The sequence below is a fragment of the Flammeovirga sp. EKP202 genome (genome assembly GCF_014534745.1).
Taxonomy (GTDB): domain Bacteria; phylum Bacteroidota; class Bacteroidia; order Cytophagales; family Flammeovirgaceae; genus Flammeovirga.
On sequence record NZ_JACVVP010000015.1, the window covers coordinates 1 to 17,712 of the forward strand.

Consider the following 17,712-nt stretch of genomic DNA (forward strand, 5'->3'; position numbering starts at 1 on the left):
GCCTTAAGTACAGATCGTGATGACTTCGATAACAACATTCTTACTCAAGGAACTGTCGATAATGGAGTCTCAATTGATTTGGAAAACTTAAGCCCTGCCTCTACTTATTTCTTCAGAGTAAAAGCAAAAAACGCCACTACCGAAAGTGCATTTTCAGATATCGTTGAAGGGACTACAACGGCTATTCCGACATTGGATATACCTGCCAACTTAGTCGTTTCGAATCCAACCACTACACAATTGACTTTTACTTGGGAGAAAGTACAAGACGCAACTAGTTATGAGTATGCCTTAAGTACAGATCGTGATGACTTCGATAACAACATTCTTACTCAAGGAACTGTCGATAATGGAGTCTCAATTGAATTGGAAAACTTAACCCCTGCCTCTACTTATTTCTTCAGAGTAAAAGCTAAAAACGCTACTACTGAAAGTGCGTTTTCGGATATCGTTGAAGGCACAACAACGGCTATTCCAACATTGGATATACCTGCTAACGTAGTGGTTTCGAATCCAACCACTACACAATTGACTTTTAATTGGGAGAAAGTTCAAGACGCAACGAGTTATGAGTATGAGTTAAGTACGGATCGTGATGACTTTGAAAATAATATTAGCAATAAAGGAATGGTGATGAATGCCACCACAGTTCAATTCAATAACTTATCGCCTGCCTCTTCCTATTTCTTTAGAGTAAAAGCAATAAATAGCAATACAAGCAGTGCATTTTCTGATATTATAGAAGGCATCACGGAAGCTATTCCTACTTTGGATGCACCTCTAAACTTAGTCATTTCAAATGCATCGACAACTCAATTGACAGCCTCTTGGGATAAAGTAGAAAATGCAACAAGCTACGATTACGAGGTAAGCACTGATGAACATTTTACGGAGAGTCAAATTATCATTAAAAATTCAGTAAATACTACTGAAGTGATTCTTGAAAACCTAGTCAGTAGCACTACTTACTTTGTAAGAGTGAAAGCAAAGAATGAACATGTGGAAAGTGACTATTCTACTACAGCATCACTCGCTACAATTGATGTTGTTTCCTCTATTGATGATCACTTCAACAGTAGTATTAAGGTGGCACCTGTCCCTGCTTCGCAATATATCATCATCACATTTGATGACAATCCTAGAGGTCAATTTGTGCTCTTTTCTTTAAAGAATACTTCTGGACAAACCGTCAAAGAATGGAATAAGGTGGGGCAAAAATCGATTACGTTAGATATTAATACACTGCCGTCCAATATCTACTTACTTCAGATATTGATTGATGGTCAATACTTTACAAAGAAAATCATGAAAAAGTAAGTTCTTTTACAGTTTCCAAAAACAACTTTTCTCACTGAAAATGGCAACGGCTTGCTACAACTCTTTGGTTGTAGTAAGCCTTTTTGTTGAAAACCTATACCAGTAAACATTTAAACAGTACAAATACATTGTAAACTAAATTATCGTCAACTTTCAATCGACTTTTCTACAAGCTTTTTATGTCCTACTTTCAAGATTCCTTCTTCTTCATTTTTCCATTGATGAAAAACGAAGCAAAAAATCTAGGCTCTGAAGTCAAAAGCTAAATTCCATTCCTCTCGCCTAAATGATTTTAAACTCGCTTTGCTCAAACAAGAAAATCATTTTTAACGGCTCAATTCATGAAATTCTTAACGTTTTTCCCTTCAAGGCCGAAGGAAGCACTACCTAACGAATTGAGTAGAAAGACCATGGGCGCGAATGTTAAGCATTAGCGACATTCGTGTCCTATAGATCATCAGAAATCTCCTGATGTCTAAATACCATATAGTAAGCTGTATTGTGGTTCTATAGGAGCATTGCAATACAACACTCCTACAGAACAATTATTTATCGTTTGATATGAGCAGATATTATTCTATCAAAATGCGAACATGCCTACACTACTTCTAACTTTACTTCCACTGATTTTTGATTCTTCTCAAAAAAGATATCAATTGGAACAGCTTCTACACCTGGCACCATATTAAAAGTTCTCTTCTTTTCCGTTGTACGGATTTTCATTGAAACATTGGAAGTTAATTTTAATATTCCGTCAGTTTTATGGATCGTAATTGTGTTTGCATCCAATTGCTTTACCTCTTCATTGTTAGGTGAAACAATTGGTAAAACAAACGCTGTTTTTTCCTTAATTTTTTGATCTGTATGAGCTATGATCTTCAAATAATCGGTCTCGAACTGATAGTTGATATTGAAATTACCTGCTGTACCTTTTACCTTTTCTCTTGCCTCATTTTTTAGTTGGGCAGTCCCCTCAACAGCTACAAGGTAATCATCTTTTTTTGTATTAAAAGAAGCCTCTAAATCAAATAAATTCGTATACCAATTACCGTCTACGTTTGTTTCAATGCGAGGAGTCAATGCAATATCTTTTCCAGGAGCATCTTGTTGGTTTAAAGGTTCCATCTTTCTGTAAACCGCAAGACTTGCAGCACAAACCAATCCTATTTGATTGTGGTACAAGGCTGATAATGAAGCACCCGTTGCCTGTCTTAAGTCTTTCTTATGATAGTACTCTGCATCATAAGCGGTTATGGTTGCTCTCCAATTTCCTCTAGAAACCAGTACCGTATCTAACTCCTCAAAATAATTCACCCCTTCAGCAGCTACTCTTGGCAATGGCGTCTCTGTATCCAAATCAGGTAAATGCTTCCAGTTATCCAATAAATACGCCAGTGATTTTGCATGAGTAAATGTATGATGTAAACACGGTTTGATGCCATGAGAAACATAGTGCATACCACCATGAAGTAAACCGTCGTCTGTACATCGGTCCAACAGTTCTGTATTTCTAATCACGGCCGTTCCAAAAGCTGGATTACGGTCAGCCATCACACTAAAAGCAGGTTGACAACCATCGCAAGTACGGCTTCCCCAGTAGGTCCATTTAAACATTCGTGTACCCCAGCTATTGTCCCAGCCACCGTCAGGCATCATAAATTCCAAATGACTGTTTAGTGATTTGTGCAGTAAATCTAATAGCTCTTCGTCTTTTGTTTCGTGAGCATAAAGCACGAGGCTATTCAAAGTTTCCTCCACGTTGTACCCCAAATCAACACCTGGCAATCCTTTGACACTCAATTTATGTGCGGAAGGTTTGATTTCTCCCAATAAAAGACGGTTGGGTGTTGTAAAATAACCTTTAATTTCATTCGCTAACACCTTACTTTTTTCAGTATATCTTGGTTCTCCTAAAAGGTCCCCGATCAGGTATAAAGCATAAATATTAGTTCCGCCATAATTGACATTGGTTGTATCGATTTTGGGGAATTTTTTATAGATAAAACCTGTTGCTTCCCTCAGTCGATTGCTCCAACGTTTCTTTGTTTTTTTATCCAATAAATCAGAATGATGCTTCAATGTTTCTGCTAAAGCAATGGCTCCAAACACTGTAGTACCATTCCATGATTTTGGATTTAAAGCATTGGTCCAACTTCCATCAGGTCTGCTTACATTGGCTTCAGCCCATTCAAAAGCATTAATTCCTGCCTTCAAATACTTCTTATCCCCTGTTGCTTTTGCCATATAAAACATAGGATAAACGGCATCCTGCAAACGGGCATGAATAATTCCATCTCCGGGGCATTCCATTAAACCATGAACGGTAGGATCTTCAGGTTTGTCGACCTGTACGTTGATCATACCATCACACCATTTTTTTAATAGATTAAAAGAAAAATCTTTAAAATTCAATTCTTTGCTTTGCCCATGTCCGCCAGCACATGAACTTAATACAGTACTAAATGGTAAACTTAGTCCAACTCCTAATAAAGCCGAACTTTGTAAAAAATCTCTCCTCTTCAAAATCAGTTAATTTAGTATTACAAAATCTTTATTTATAGTCAGTTTCTCGCCAGTAAATCACTTCACTCGGTAAAAAACCAATCGCTTCAATCGTTCTCCTCTCATATTCTAATTGGTTTAGGGAAAGTGTTATTCATATGAACTTTCAAAAGAGAAAATAATTTCTCCTTAAGTATTACACTTTCCTCCTTTTCAAGATGTTTTCTCATCTGTTTCCGTTATAACTTGAGAAAAAGAAAAAAGTAGTCACCCAAATCTATTTTCAGTGGTTTAGGTTTTGAAAAAGATTCCATCATAAATCAGTATATATTACAATTTTTACTTTTAGGTATTAACCTCTATTCATTTGTTTTAAAATTCAATTTGCCATGCAATAGCTATTAACTTTATTTCATTTTCCATCTCCACTTGTATCTGATTCTTGTTCCAATTTGGCTTATTTTCCAAATTCAAATAGAGAAATTAGACCGTGTTGTTCTTTTCATTATCACATGGTTTTTGTATAAATAACTAAACACAAACACTACAAATCAACCGTTTGTAGTATATATAGACGGATTAACCTATAGTTTGGACTATTTTCACTCTTATGGACAATAGGGCATAAATGTAGTAGGATGTAGCAAACATTATGACTAGTGCTCTTCTATTGATTTTTTAATAAATAGGTCTGATAATTACTTTCTTATTTAACGGTTTTATCATAACTTCCCAGCCGTAAACTATTTCGAACATTTTAAAGCTAACTAAAAATGAAAAAGATTTATGCTATTACAGCAATCATCTGCATCGCCGCTACTACTTTCAGCTGCGATCCACAAAACAATGAAAATGTAGAACCTACAAAAGTAGAATCTATTTCTAATGATGGATTGGAAGTCGAATCGCCGATTGGGCACGTAAGTAGAAATAAAGGAGGTTGATCCAATTTCTCTACAAACAAAACTATCGAATAATTTCTTTAAAAATAAAAGTTTAGGTTATCGCTGTAGAAGTGTAGCCTACTACGCAAAAGATGGAAATATAGGTTACATAAAAGTTTCAGATAAGGCATACCGAAATGGGCTTGCTATCTCAGACAAAACGTAGCAGGCTTAGTTGCAACAGGACCTACAATCCTGACTTCAAGATTCGATAACAACAAATTTTATTATTAATCACTTTTTAAAAACTAAATATTATGAAAAAGCTATATACTATTGCAACAATCCTATGCATCGCCGCTACTACATTCAGCTGCGATCCACAAACCAATGAAAATGTAGAACCTACAAAAGTAGAATCTATTTCTAATGATGGATTGGAAGTCGAATCGCCAATTGGGCAAATTAGTAGAGATGGAGATGATTAATCACTTTTTAAAAACTAAGTATCATGAAAAAATTGCTAACTATTGCAGTCTTCATCTGCATCGCCGCTACTACGTTCAGCTGCGATCCTCAAAACAATGAAAATGTAGAACCTACAAAAGTAGAATCAATCTCTAATGATGGGTTGGAAGTTGAATCGCCAATTGGGAAAATAGGTAGAGACCGAATATAAAATTATTTAGAACACTTTTAAAACTAACTAAAAATGAAAAAGATATATGCTGTTGCAGCCATCATCTGCATCGCCGCTACTACGTTCAGCTGCGATCCGTAAAACAATGAAAACATAGAACCTACAAAAGTAGAATCTATATCGAATGATGGATTGGAAGTCGAATCGCCGATTATGGCTATTAGTAGAGACCAAGAATAATTAATCACTTTTTAAAAACTAAGTATCATGAAAAAATTGCAAACTATTGCAGCTATCATCTGCATCGCCGCTTCTACTTTCAGCTGTGATCCTCAAAACAACGAAAACGTGGAACCAACAAAGGAATCAATTTCTAAAGAAGGAGTCGAGATTGAATCGCCAATTGGAAAGATAAGTAGAAACCGAGAATAATTAATCACTTTTAAAAAACTAAGCATCATGAAAAAATTGCTAACTATTGCAGCTATCATCTGCATCGCCGCTACTACTTTCAGCTGCGATCCACAAACCAACGAAAACGTAGAACCTACAAAAGTAGAATCTATTTCTAATGATGGATTGGAAGTCGAATCGCCGGTTGGACAAATTAGTAGAGATGGAGGACAATAAACTATTTTAAACTTTTAGAGCTAACTAAAAATGAAAAAGCTATACACTATTGCAGCTATAATCTGCATCGCCGCTACTACGTTCAGCTGCGATCCACAAAACAATGAAAATGTAGAACCTACAAAAGTAGAATCAATCTCTAATGATGGATTGGAAGTCGAATCGCCGATTGCAAGTGTTAGTAGAGACCGAGAATAATTAATCATTTTTAAAAAAAAATAAGTATCATGAAAAAATTGCTAACTATTGCAGCCATCACCTGCATCGCAGCTACTACGTTCAGCTGCGACCCACAAGCCAATGAAAATGTAGAACCTACAAAAGTAGAATCTATTTCTAATGATGGATTGGAAGTCGAATCGCCGGTTGGAAGTATTAGTAGAGACCAAGGGTAAAAATTATTACAAACATTTTAAAGCTAACTAAAAATGAAAAGGCTATATGCTATTGCAGCTATCATCTGCATCGCCGCTACTACTTTCAGCTGCGATCCACAAAACAACGAAAACGTAGAACCTACAAAAGTAGAGTCAATCTCTAATGATGGGTTGGAAGTCGAATCGCCGATTGGTAATGTTACAAGAACTCGTTAATTAATAACTAAGTATCATGAAAAAATTGCTAACTATTGCAACAATCCTATGCATCGCTGCATCTACTTTCAGCTGCGATCCTCAAAACACTGAAAATGTAGAACCTACAAAAGTAGAGTCTATATCAAATGATGGATTGGAAGTCGTATCGCCGGTCGGGCAAGTCAGTAGAAATAAAGGAGGTTGATCCGCTTTTTCTACAGACAAAACTATCGAATCGTTTTTCTTGAAAAATAGAAGTTTAGATTACCCATGTAGAAGCGTAGCCTACTACGCAAAAGATGGAAATATAGGTTACATAAAAGTTTCAGATAAGGCATACCGAAATGGGCTTGCTATCTCAGACAAAACGTAGCAGGCTTAGTTGCAACAGGACCTACAATCCTGACTTCAAGATTCGATAACAACAAATTTTATTATTAATCACTTTTTAAAAACTAAATATTATGAAAAAGCTATATACTATTGCAACAATCCTATGCATCTCAGCTACTACGTTCAGCTGCGATCCTCAAAACAATGAAAATGTAGAACCTACAAAAGTAGAATCGATTTCTAATGATGGGTTAGAAGTCGAATCGCCTATTATGGGTATTAGTAGAAACCAAGAATAATTAATCTATTTTAAAAACTAAGTATCATGAAAAAATTGCTAACTATTGCAACAATCCTATGCATCGCCGCTACTACGTTCAGCTGCGATCCACAAAGCAATGAAAATGTAGAACCTACAAAAGTAGAATCTATCTCTAATGATGGGTTGGAAATCGAATCGCCAATTGGAAAGATAAGTAGAAACCGAGAATAATTAATCGCTTTTAAAAACTAAGTATCATGAAAAAATTGCTAACTATTGCAACAATCATCTGCATCGCCGCTACTACGTTCAGCTGCGATCCGCAAAACAATGAAAATGTAGAACCTACAAAAGTAGAATCTATCTCTAATGATGGATTGGAAGTCGAATCACCGGTTGCACAAATTAGTAGAAACCAAAATTAATTAATCACTTTTAAAAAACTAAGCATCATGAAAAAATTCCTAACTATTGCAACAATCCTATGCATCGCCGCATCTACTTTCAGCTGCGATCCTCAAAACAATGAGAATGTAGAACCTACAAAAGTAGAATCAGTCTCTAATGAGGGATTGGAAGTCGAATCGCCGATTGCACAAGTCAGTAGAAATAATGGATCTTAAGGCTATCATTTAATATCCGATACAGTAGTTCTGATTCTCAAATTAAAAGGCAGCGTAATTTGTGATTTTAAGGTAATAACAGCCTCAGACTGCTAATTAAATGGGTTCACATTTACTTTGAAAATGATCAATGTGGTGGTTCGTGAAACGTAAAGCATTTCGTCTCAACATAAGCGATATCCTTTCAATTCACTGAGGTGGCTAAATTGAAAGGATATTTTTTTGTAGAGACACAATGCCTTGTGGCTCACGAACCACAACACGAATCACCCTATAAAACAATATTTATTCCTTCTCCCTTTTACTGTTTCTTGGTACTTATTCCAACATCCCTTTCAATTCCAGGTATTAGATATTGTTACAAAAGCTTCCTATTCCTTTGGGTATTAACAATTAGGAAAGATAAAGAGTGACAAAACCTTTCCCATTACGATTCAATTTTTGTTTCTATTTCCTCAATACTACTTTTGAGAATAAAGGAAAGCGTCTACAAGTGTCGAATTATAAACTGCTTAAAAAAAAAGCAAAGACAATTAAGTACAACTTGAGAAGACGACTCTTATATGGATAATAAGTACCAAGACAAAATTATTTAATGCTAATTCTTTTTATTGTTTTGCGATTACTTCCTTCAAAAAACGCTAAATAGAACCACTATTCATACGTTTTTTAGCGTTGTACTCCCAAAAAATAAAATAAGAATTAACTATAATCTTTTTTGACTTACTACTTATTAAAAATTATTTCTTATTCTCTTAGACTTTTTTTCAATGAGACTTTCAAATTTTATATTACTCTTCATTTATGGAACACTTTTTTTCGGGGCGTGCGACAACGCTAGTGAGAATAATTGTACTGCTACAATTTGGTATCAAGATAATGACAATGACGGGCTCGGTAATCCTGATGTAACACAATCAGCTTGCGAACAACCCGAAGGATATGTAAGTAACAGCACTGATACGGATGATACAGGCGGAAGTAGTAGTTCTGATTGTGATACTCCTGCTGAAGTGGCTCAATCTACGAATACAGAGATCGAAAACATGCGTCAAGCCATGTTAGCGTTTAGAAATTCTCTTTCGGCTTCTTTACTTTCTGAAGCTTCAACTTGTTTAGACGATGAGCGTTTCTACATTTGGCACAACACGCCAAATTCCAATGGAACACAAAGAGATGGTATCATTTATGGTGATCTTACAGAAGATCAACTTACACTTTTTAAAAATGTATTACAATTATTTTTAAGTGAAGGTGGTTACCAAAAGGTAGATGAAATCACGATGCTGGCTGAGGGGCTTTTGGAAACTGAAAAACCAACAACTTGGAGTCCAGATTTTTATTCTATTGATCTTTTTGGTGATCCCGAAAACAGTGGTTCTTGGGGTTTTCAATTGGATGGTCATCACCTTGCAATCAACTTTTTGGTACATGGTGATAATGTAAGCATGGTCCCTGCATTTTTAGGTGGTGAACCTGCCGTTTCCTCATTTAATGGAACTGACTTCGATATCTTCAAAGATGAAAGAGATTTAGCACTCAACTTATTTAATGGTTTAACCTCTTCTGAAATTACTTCCGCCGTTTCATCTGGTAGTCATGCGATGGAAGTTGGTCCGGCAAGCACTCCGGGAGATGTAGATCCTTACAGAGGAGATTATGATTATTCTGGATTTGCAGGAACAGGAGTGAAATATTCTGATATGTCTGCTGAATCACAAGCCAATTTAATTTTAGTGATGCAAGAGTATGTTTATAACTTAGAGACTACATTTGCAGATGCTTGGTGGACGGACATTATGAATAATATTGACGATACTTATTTTGTCTGGATTGATGAAGTAGACCAACCTTCTACAACTTCTCCCTTTTATTATAGAATTTATAATCCGTATGTATGGATTGAATATAATGCTGAAAATGCTTTAGGTGGTAATGGCGCTGATTACAATCACGTACACACCATTACGAGGATTCCCAGTAACCCTTCTACCACTAATGGTGGTGATTATGGTGTTTTTGCTAAGGCTATTAATCAAGGAGGTGTTCGCACCCTTTATGAACATTATGCTATGGCCGACCATCACCAAATGAGTGATATGTTGTTTGATTATGCAGTGGAATTACCGCATCGTCATCATCACCATCACGCCCATGGACATGTACATTAGTGAGTAGAAGTAATAAGTAAAGACTAAGTTTGTTACTACAATATGAAGTATTTATAAGTATCTAATTGTAAATCAAACGACAAGTATTTTGTGAAAATATTATTGTATTGTGGTTCGCAATGACGTTGCAATGCAACATCCCTACAGAACTGCATCTTAGAAAAATATTATAAAACCTTTGTCTTTTGACACGGAATCAGACAATCATTTAGTAGTATCTAAATCGGCTTTGAAGGGAAAAGCGTTAAGAATTTCATGGAATGAGCCGTTAAAAATAATTTTCTTGTTTGAGCTTTAACGAGTTTAAAATCATTTAGGCGAATGAAATGGAATTTAGCTTTTGACTTCTAAGCCTTGAATTTTTTGCTTCTTTTTGTTTCAAGACAAAAAAGAAGAAGAAGGAAGCTTGAAAGTTGATCCTATAGATGCTTGCAGAAAGGTCAATTGAAAGTAGACGATAATTTAGTTTACAATGCAATAAGAGTGCTATTGAAAAGGTAATTATAACTTCTCAATAGCACTCTTATTCGTTGTAAGTACTAAGCCAAAAATAAATCATAGTTAATTCTAATTTATTTTTTGTGAGTACAACGCTAAAAAACGTATTAATAGTGGTTCTATTGAAAGTTTTTTGAAGGAAGTAATCGCAAAACAATAAATAGAATTAGTATTAAATAATTTTGTCTTGGTACTTATCAGTGAAAAACCAAAAGGTTTAAATCCCTACCAATTTGGTTTCTGTTTCAATGCCGTATTGACATTGATTTCTTGTAGAGGGTAAGGAAGTTCCAAATGTTTTGAAGGATTAAAATTATTAATACACCTCGAAATCCCCGGTATGGTCCAGTAGGCAGGGTCGTAATCTGGATGTGATTTCATTACTTCATCCAGTTCCTGTAATTTTTCTTCTAACTTACCCCACCTGATCAAGTCGTGTTTTCGGATACCTTCAAAAGCAAATTCTCTTAATCTTTCATCTACAAGTTCCTCAAAAAAAGCTTCCTTCGAGGCTATTTTTTCAGGATTAGAACGTTCTATTTCTTCCAAACCGGCTCTACGTCTTATTCGGTTCAAACATTCTACGGCTTCTGGAGTTGGTGTACCAAACTTCTCATTCGAAGCTTCTGCGTACATTAATAATACATCCGAGAAACGGAGAATAGGAAAATTGATGGGAGAAAGATTTCTTTCTACAATTGTCTCACCCGTTAGTAAAACATATTCTTCCACTTCATTATTCTCGTCCACATCTGCCCAATTGACGGGTTCCCATCTTCTGAATTTCCCAGGTGTATATTGAGCCGCGAAAATGTTAGTGACACGTACTACTTTTTGAAATTTATTGTATTGAATACCCGGAATGTTCCATTGTCTTCTTTTATCTACCCCTTCATATTTAAGGTCTAAAACAGGAGAAACCTGTACAGATCTATGAGAAGTACCTGGATGCCCCACTGCCTGATAGTCAAAAGTTAAACCATTTCTATTCCCTATATAAGACATGCCGGGCATACCAATTGCTAAATTATTCTGATAAGAGATCTCAAACATCGACTCCTTCAAATCATAAATCCCTCCAATGTAGTCCAAGAATAAAAGTCTGTACCCCAACGTGTCACTGTCTGATGTTCTTAGAGCATGCCACGCATCTTTATAAATGATGTTGTCCAAATGTACCAAAGCACTATCATAATAATTGGTCATTTTCATCGGGTGCCCTGCCATTTTCATATAGGCTCTTGCCAACAGTCCCTCTGCTGCCATTTTATTGGGGCGCCCAGGAATATAATCCTCATCCTGAGCATGAGGAAGGTGTTCCATCGCAAATTGATAGTCCTCTACAATTTGACCGTAAACCGCTTTCTGGGAAGCAGCTGCCATCAAATTGTCTGACTGAACCATGGTGGGCTTTACCCTCAAAGGTACTTCATTCCACCATAGTGCAAGATTTTGGTAAGCAAATGCCCTAAGAAACTTTGCTTCAGCGATATAGAAATTATATTTCTCCACTGAAAAATCTTCAGGATTCATTTGATGAATCAATAAATTTGCATTATTGACTGTCGTATAAAGAGTACGCCACGTCTCTTCCACCGCCTCAGAGTTCGAAACATGTGTATTCGTGGAGACGGGCCAATTGTCATCCCAACCCCTTGAATAATACCCCTCATCAGTACCGTATACCATTGCCATAGAAAGGTTATCTCCAAATGCATTTGCACTCATCAATTGAGACATCATACCTGCAATTGCTACATCAGCTGTTTTCTCTGTATTGTAAAAATGATCTGTAGTCCATTTCGACTTTGGCTCTACATTCAAAAAATCATCACATGCTGTCAACATTCCTAAAAGAAGAACAGCACTCCATTTTATTCTATTTTTTTTCATGCTCTAAATACTAGAATGTAAGATTGATACTACCCATATAAGTTCTCGATGGAGGGTACGCCGAGTAATCCAAGTTGGGAGTTAAACCGTTTCCTGCTACGCCTACTTCCGGATCTACACCAGAGTAATTGGTCCAAGTGTACAAATTCTGCCCTGTAATTGAGAATGTCATTCCTTTGATGTGCATTCTTTCCAACATTGATTGAGGTAATGTATAACTGAGCGTTACTGTTTTTAACCTCAAATAAGAACCATCTTCAATAATTTGACTATGGATTTCATTTCCCACTCTAGCTCCTCCTGTCACACCTTCATAAGAAGAAGTGTGATATTCAGTATCAGAATTATACGGCGTCCACATATCAGCAACACCCGTTGATGTATTAAATGCTTGTACACCCCATGCCTTATTCATCTCCACTGCATTACCGTTCATTACATCAAAACCCACCGACCATTGGAACATTACATTCAAATCAAATCCTTTGTAAGAAAGCCTATTGGTAAAACCTCCAAAATGTTTGGGGTTGGGATTACCAATTATCACACGGTCTTCTTCATTTATAATTCCATCACCGTTTTGGTCTACAAACTTAATCCCTCCGGGGGCAATTTTGGTATTGCCATTTGAAACTACTCCTTCTTTCAAGACATAAGATTGTGAGGTATTATCCCAATTAAAATCTGAATTTTGATATAAACCATCAAACTGCAGTCCGTACATCATCCCTACTGTCTCACCTACTCTTGTGATATAGTTATCTTCTGAGAAAATGCCTCTTGCGTACAATTCCTTTTCTCCTTGATTCAAACGAATTACTTCATTTCTATTGAATGAGATATTGAAGTTGGTGGACCATTTAAAAAGACCTTTATGAATATTGGCTGTTGTCAATGAAAACTCCAAACCACGGTTTTGAACCTCTCCCACATTTTGTGTCACCCTTTGGAAACCTGTACTTGTGGCCATTGAGGCATTTAACAAAAGGTCTGTCGTGTTTTTCTGGTAAAAATCGATCATTACCTCCAATTTATCATCCATAAAACCCATGTCTACACCAAAGTTGGATTGATGTGTCGTTTCCCACCTTAAGTCTGGCACCGCCATATTTGACTGTATAGCTCCTGGAACATAATTTATCGATGATCCCCAATTATAACTTGTCCATTTTGATACTGCAATAGTATTAAAGGCTGCAAAATCCGCAATTCTATTGTTACCTGTAATACCCCATCCTCCTCTTAGTTTCAAATGAGAGAAAAAATACATTCGCTTGATAAAAGGCTCATCACCCAATCGCCAAGCGGCAGCCAGTGAGGGGAAGAAACCCCATTGATTTCCTTTTCTAAATTTCGAAGAACCATCCGCACGGAAATTGGCGGTCAAAAGATATTTATCTCCAAATGAATAAGTAGCCCTGCCGAAATAAGACATCATTGTGTTTCCTGTCCAATCCGATGTCGCAATGGTTGCAATCGTGGCAATTCCCATATTATTGACCCCAAAGTCGTCCACTGGAAATCCTCCATTTGAAAATGAGTTTTCCGTTCTGCCATAATATGAACCTTCAACACCACCCATCATCGAATAAGAATGTCTGCCAATGGTATTTTTGTAAGTCAGAGTGTTAGAAGACGCTAGATTATTACTTGACACGTTGATCGCCTTACTTTGTATGCCCATAGATGAGTTTTGGCCTGCTAGTGTTTGCTCTCCATAAAAAAGTGTTTCTTTCTGTAGACTTCCTTGATAATTGGCACTTAATCTCAATTTTAATTTATCATTGAAATCATAAACGAAAGCAGTGTTTCCTCTAAAAACATTTTGGATGTTTTTTACCTCTGTATTTTCTAAGTTAGGCTTTGGAGGATACATCGTTACTTGATCAGGATCAGTAGGATCATACCCACCCGGTAGAGCTGAATCATCTAATAAAGGATCAGCAGGTCTAAAACGAACAGCATCTCTTACAATACTTGATCTTTGATTCCCTCTCAAAGAAGGGCCAATTCTTTCATTATATGAGTGAAGCAAACCGATAATAAACTTCCCTTTTTTAGATGTCTTATGTTCAACTCTTAAGTTATTATTGATCTTCTTAAAGCCCGTTGTGATCAAGGTACCTTTCTGATCTGTATAATTGCCAGAATAGTAAAAGTTGGTTTTCTCATTTCCTCCGTTTACTGACAAGTTGTACCTCTGAATAGGTGCTTGACGGTAAATGGAATCTTGCCAATCGTGCCCATTGCCATTGTGATAAAATGCCGGATCACCCCAAGCATTATAAAAATTTTTATACTGATTTTCATTAGCGGATGTTCTTTCCCATCCCAAGCTTGACCACAGTTGTTTTTCTCTGTATCTCACATATTCATAGGGATTCAAAACAGTCAAATAACCCAAAGGTTCTTGCATACCATAAGAGGCATTCAATGTTACTTTTGTTTCGCCTTCACTATCACCATTTTTTGTTGTAATTACAATTACACCATTCGCCCCTCTAGATCCATAAATAGCAGTTGCGGAAGCATCTTTCAAAATGGTAAACTCCTTAATATCATTGGTATTCAGTGTGGCTGGATCAAAATAAGTCAATGGAATACCATCTACTACATAAAGTGGTTGGTTGCTACTTGTGATAGAGTTACCACCACGGATTGTAATGTTTAAAGCTTCCCCCGGTGTTCCTTCTTTGGCTGTGACTAATACACCTGCTACTCTACCCATCAAAGCTTCATCATAATTGGCCGTAGCAACTACAGCAAGTTCATTAGCATCAACAGATCCGACTGCACCAGTGATGTCTTTTTTCTTGGAAGTACCATAACCAATCACAATCACCTCATCCAGCTGATTTAGTTCTCGCATCATGTATACATTGATCTCGGTTTTTCGCCCCACAGTGATCATCTGACTTTCATAACCAATGTAGGCAAACTCCAATACATCATCCATCATGACATTCATCAGCACATACTTGCCTTCCATATCTGCAATTGCTCCCTTACGACTGTCTAATACTCTAATGGTTGCTCCTGGAAGTGGATCCCCATCAGCACCAATTACTGTCCCTTTTATCGTCTCTTGTGCATTACTGACAAAAGGCAGTAGTGTAATGACGATAAGACTGAAGATATAATTTTTCATTTTTTGTTAGTATTCAAGAATAAAAAGTTATGATTTCCTACCAGCACACTCCATGAGTCTGCCTTCATCCAATTCTAAATTTGTCTTACTCTATTTTTTAATTATGGTGAAGTCCCCGCATCAAAAAGAAGACATAATATCCTCTCTCATTTGTGCTCCCGCTTCAAACCTCTATTTCGTTTATGGGTTTCCATCCTTTGATAAAAATCCACTCTATATTTATATTTCGTCTGCTTTATAGTTTACATTGGAAATAACAAATCTTCCGCTACAAGCTCCCCATTTGACATTTTCTATAAAAGTCTCCTCATAATTCGTCTTGTATCTAAAAGCCAGAGTAAACTTGGAATAGGCCTTATAATCCGCCAAATCTAATTCAAATCTCAACCATTTTTTATAAGCCAATGCACTGTCATTATTTTTACCTCCATCGGGATTATCTCCCGTATTATCACCCGGATAAGGTGTACCCGTATAGTCCACTCCAACTCCTTCAATCTTGTATTTTAGACGGCTGTTGACTTGTGTCCATGTTGTGGTAGAGACATTTCCTGTATAATTATCTGTAATGTAAACCTCTAAGTCAGCTGGAGCACTGCCATCAGGTAAATACAAAACAAGGTCGTTTTTCATCCAAAATACAGCCTTTACATCGTACCCATCAGCATTGTATTGTACAAGGTTTTGAGCATCCATAATCATCCATGAATCATGCAAAGGACTTCGGGTAGGACCATACAATAAGTTATGTATAATAATACCATGCGGTTTAGTGATACCTGCCGGCCTTTCTGCATCTGCTTGACTAGGAATTTGATATTGATTGTTTTTCCAGAAAAGAGCATCACCCACTCCTCCTCTGTTTACACCTTGGACTTTAAAACCATCCATTCCGATAAGTGATGGATAGAAGAAATTAAACGTGGACTTTGGTAAGAAAACTACTGTTTTTGAAATCACAACCTTCACTTTAGCTTCAAAGGTTTTTTCTTCATAGCTAATTAAACTTGTGACTTTTACGGTTGGAGTGACCTCCACTTGGTCTTGTGACAGAACATAAGCAGGATTTAATGAAATCTGTCCCGTTCTTTCATCAATCATCAACTTGTCTGTCTCCGATTCCAAAGTAAAAGTTAAACTTGGATTACCTGACGATACATCCGGTGCTGTTGTGATAGTGCCCGCTCCTTCTACTAAATTCTGAGCATAAGGAATATACATCATAGCCGGTGGTAAAAGTGGCCCTGCATTCAATACCAATGGTTCATCTGAGATGATAATCTGTAAAATCTCAATACTCCCTTCAAAATCTACAACCTCTCCTGTAATATTACTTATCACTCTTACAGAAGGAGTTACCGCTTCATTTTTAGTGATGTTATAAGATGGGTTTAATGAAATTTCACCCGTTACACTATTGATTTGAAGTTTTAAAGTATCACTCAATAATTCAAATCGAACATCATAACTTGGAACCTCTTTTGCAAATTTCAAGGTTGGAGCTAAGGTCTTCAGCTCTTGTCCTATTACTAGGTTTTGTTGTAAAGATTCAAACCTTATTCCAATAGGTAGTAATGGCATTACATTTAAATGAAAAGCATCTTCAAAAATCTGAGTATTCTCTTCTGTATCGGTAATGGGAGTCAATGCCATTGTAAAATAGTAATCTCCTTCACCGAATTTATTTCCATCTTCAATTGTAATTTGCCCCGCTTTGTTAGGGTTCATCAAAGGTGTGTAATGAAAAGTGGTATCATATTTTGTCAGCATTACAGGCTCCCCCTCTCCATCAAACACTAAAGCTCCACTTTCATCCTTTTTTTGTTCTTCGTATTCATCAATAGTCAGAATTACTCGGATCGAATCCATATAAGCACTCGCAATGCTTACTTGATCAAGATAATCTGAAGGAAGTTCACCATCTTCCTCACTCCTCACACTTTGGATAGAAAATGCACAAGGAACGCCATCAGAATCCATCGTTGGAACTGCTGTCGTAATTTTACTATAAGCTCGTGCATTGATAATACTTGGGTAGCTCAAGTTGCGTACAGTGATGTTTTGGGGTAAACCGGAGCTCTCCATAAATGAAGTTCTTTCACATCCTATCATCAAAAGAATAGATGTCAGAAAAATTGTCCAGAAAGTAATTTTAAGTTTATTCATTATTTATTAAGTCATAGTTGCAATTAAAATAGCAATCATTATTATGTTATTACAGTCAATATTTTGCTTA

Annotated in this window: 19 protein-coding genes; 15 read left to right on the top strand and 4 right to left on the bottom strand. The window is 36.5% G+C overall.

All coding sequences use genetic code 11. The features are described 5' to 3' along the window. A partial coding sequence (locus tag IC221_RS11085) for a fibronectin type III domain-containing protein (protein WP_188169034.1) occupies positions 1–1,317 on the top strand: 1,317 nt, incomplete at its 5' end. A 597-nt stretch (positions 1,318–1,914) separates the two neighbouring features. On the opposite strand, the gene IC221_RS11090 is transcribed toward IC221_RS11085, so the two are convergent. Beyond that, positions 1,915–3,840, bottom strand: a complete 1,926-nt coding sequence (locus tag IC221_RS11090) for a hypothetical protein (protein ID WP_188169035.1) — start codon at positions 3,838–3,840, stop codon at positions 1,915–1,917. Between the two features lie 752 nt (positions 3,841–4,592). Between IC221_RS11090 and IC221_RS11095 the strand changes: the two genes are divergently transcribed. The 14 genes from IC221_RS11095 to IC221_RS11160 all read left to right on the top strand — a co-directional run bounded on the left by IC221_RS11095 (position 4,593) and on the right by IC221_RS11160 (position 9,937). Continuing rightward, a complete protein-coding gene (locus tag IC221_RS11095) occupies positions 4,593–4,763 on the top strand; it encodes a hypothetical protein (RefSeq protein ID WP_188169036.1) in 171 nt (56 codons plus the stop codon). Positions 4,764–5,020: 257 nt separating this feature from the next. Beyond that, positions 5,021–5,191: a hypothetical protein gene (locus IC221_RS11100; protein WP_188169037.1), complete on the top strand. Its 171-nt coding sequence runs from the start codon at positions 5,021–5,023 to the stop codon at positions 5,189–5,191. 23 nt (positions 5,192–5,214) lie between these two features. Then, entirely contained in the window at positions 5,215–5,382 is a 168-nt protein-coding gene (locus IC221_RS11105) for a hypothetical protein (RefSeq protein ID WP_188169038.1), read from the top strand. Positions 5,383–5,610: 228 nt separating this feature from the next. After that, a complete protein-coding gene (locus IC221_RS11110; protein ID WP_188169039.1) occupies positions 5,611–5,775 on the top strand; it encodes a hypothetical protein in 165 nt (54 codons plus the stop codon). A 27-nt stretch (positions 5,776–5,802) separates the two neighbouring features. Further along, positions 5,803–5,973, top strand: coding sequence for a hypothetical protein (locus IC221_RS11115; protein ID WP_188169040.1), 171 nt, complete (start codon positions 5,803–5,805; stop codon positions 5,971–5,973). Positions 5,974–6,003: 30 nt separating this feature from the next. After that, positions 6,004–6,171: a hypothetical protein gene (locus IC221_RS11120; protein ID WP_188169041.1), complete on the top strand. Its 168-nt coding sequence runs from the start codon at positions 6,004–6,006 to the stop codon at positions 6,169–6,171. Positions 6,172–6,200: 29 nt separating this feature from the next. Next, a complete protein-coding gene (locus IC221_RS11125) occupies positions 6,201–6,368 on the top strand; it encodes a hypothetical protein (RefSeq protein WP_188169042.1) in 168 nt (55 codons plus the stop codon). A 33-nt stretch (positions 6,369–6,401) separates the two neighbouring features. Then, positions 6,402–6,566, top strand: coding sequence for a hypothetical protein (locus tag IC221_RS11130; protein ID WP_188169043.1), 165 nt, complete (start codon positions 6,402–6,404; stop codon positions 6,564–6,566). A 16-nt stretch (positions 6,567–6,582) separates the two neighbouring features. Next, on the top strand, positions 6,583–6,753 hold the full coding sequence (locus IC221_RS11135; RefSeq protein ID WP_188169044.1) for a hypothetical protein: 171 nt from the start codon (positions 6,583–6,585) through the stop codon (positions 6,751–6,753). Positions 6,754–7,012: 259 nt separating this feature from the next. Beyond that, positions 7,013–7,180: a hypothetical protein gene (locus tag IC221_RS11140; protein ID WP_188169045.1), complete on the top strand. Its 168-nt coding sequence runs from the start codon at positions 7,013–7,015 to the stop codon at positions 7,178–7,180. 26 nt (positions 7,181–7,206) lie between these two features. Further along, positions 7,207–7,374, top strand: a complete 168-nt coding sequence (locus tag IC221_RS11145; protein WP_188169046.1) for a hypothetical protein — start codon at positions 7,207–7,209, stop codon at positions 7,372–7,374. Positions 7,375–7,400: 26 nt separating this feature from the next. Further along, entirely contained in the window at positions 7,401–7,568 is a 168-nt protein-coding gene (locus IC221_RS11150) for a hypothetical protein (RefSeq protein ID WP_188169047.1), read from the top strand. Positions 7,569–7,595: 27 nt separating this feature from the next. Next, positions 7,596–7,766, top strand: coding sequence for a hypothetical protein (locus tag IC221_RS11155; protein WP_188169048.1), 171 nt, complete (start codon positions 7,596–7,598; stop codon positions 7,764–7,766). Positions 7,767–8,536: 770 nt separating this feature from the next. After that, on the top strand, positions 8,537–9,937 hold the full coding sequence (locus IC221_RS11160) for a DUF3500 domain-containing protein (RefSeq protein WP_188169049.1): 1,401 nt from the start codon (positions 8,537–8,539) through the stop codon (positions 9,935–9,937). Positions 9,938–10,660: 723 nt separating this feature from the next. On the opposite strand, the gene IC221_RS11165 is transcribed toward IC221_RS11160, so the two are convergent. The 3 genes from IC221_RS11165 to IC221_RS11175 form a co-directional block, all read right to left on the bottom strand. Beyond that, entirely contained in the window at positions 10,661–12,328 is a 1,668-nt protein-coding gene (locus tag IC221_RS11165; RefSeq protein WP_188169050.1) for a RagB/SusD family nutrient uptake outer membrane protein, read from the bottom strand. A 10-nt stretch (positions 12,329–12,338) separates the two neighbouring features. Continuing rightward, positions 12,339–15,476, bottom strand: a complete 3,138-nt coding sequence (locus tag IC221_RS11170) for a TonB-dependent receptor (protein ID WP_188169051.1) — start codon at positions 15,474–15,476, stop codon at positions 12,339–12,341. A gap of 219 nt (positions 15,477–15,695) precedes the next feature. Then, on the bottom strand, positions 15,696–17,642 hold the full coding sequence (locus tag IC221_RS11175) for a hypothetical protein (protein ID WP_188169052.1): 1,947 nt from the start codon (positions 17,640–17,642) through the stop codon (positions 15,696–15,698). Positions 17,643–17,712 lie beyond the last annotated feature (70 nt).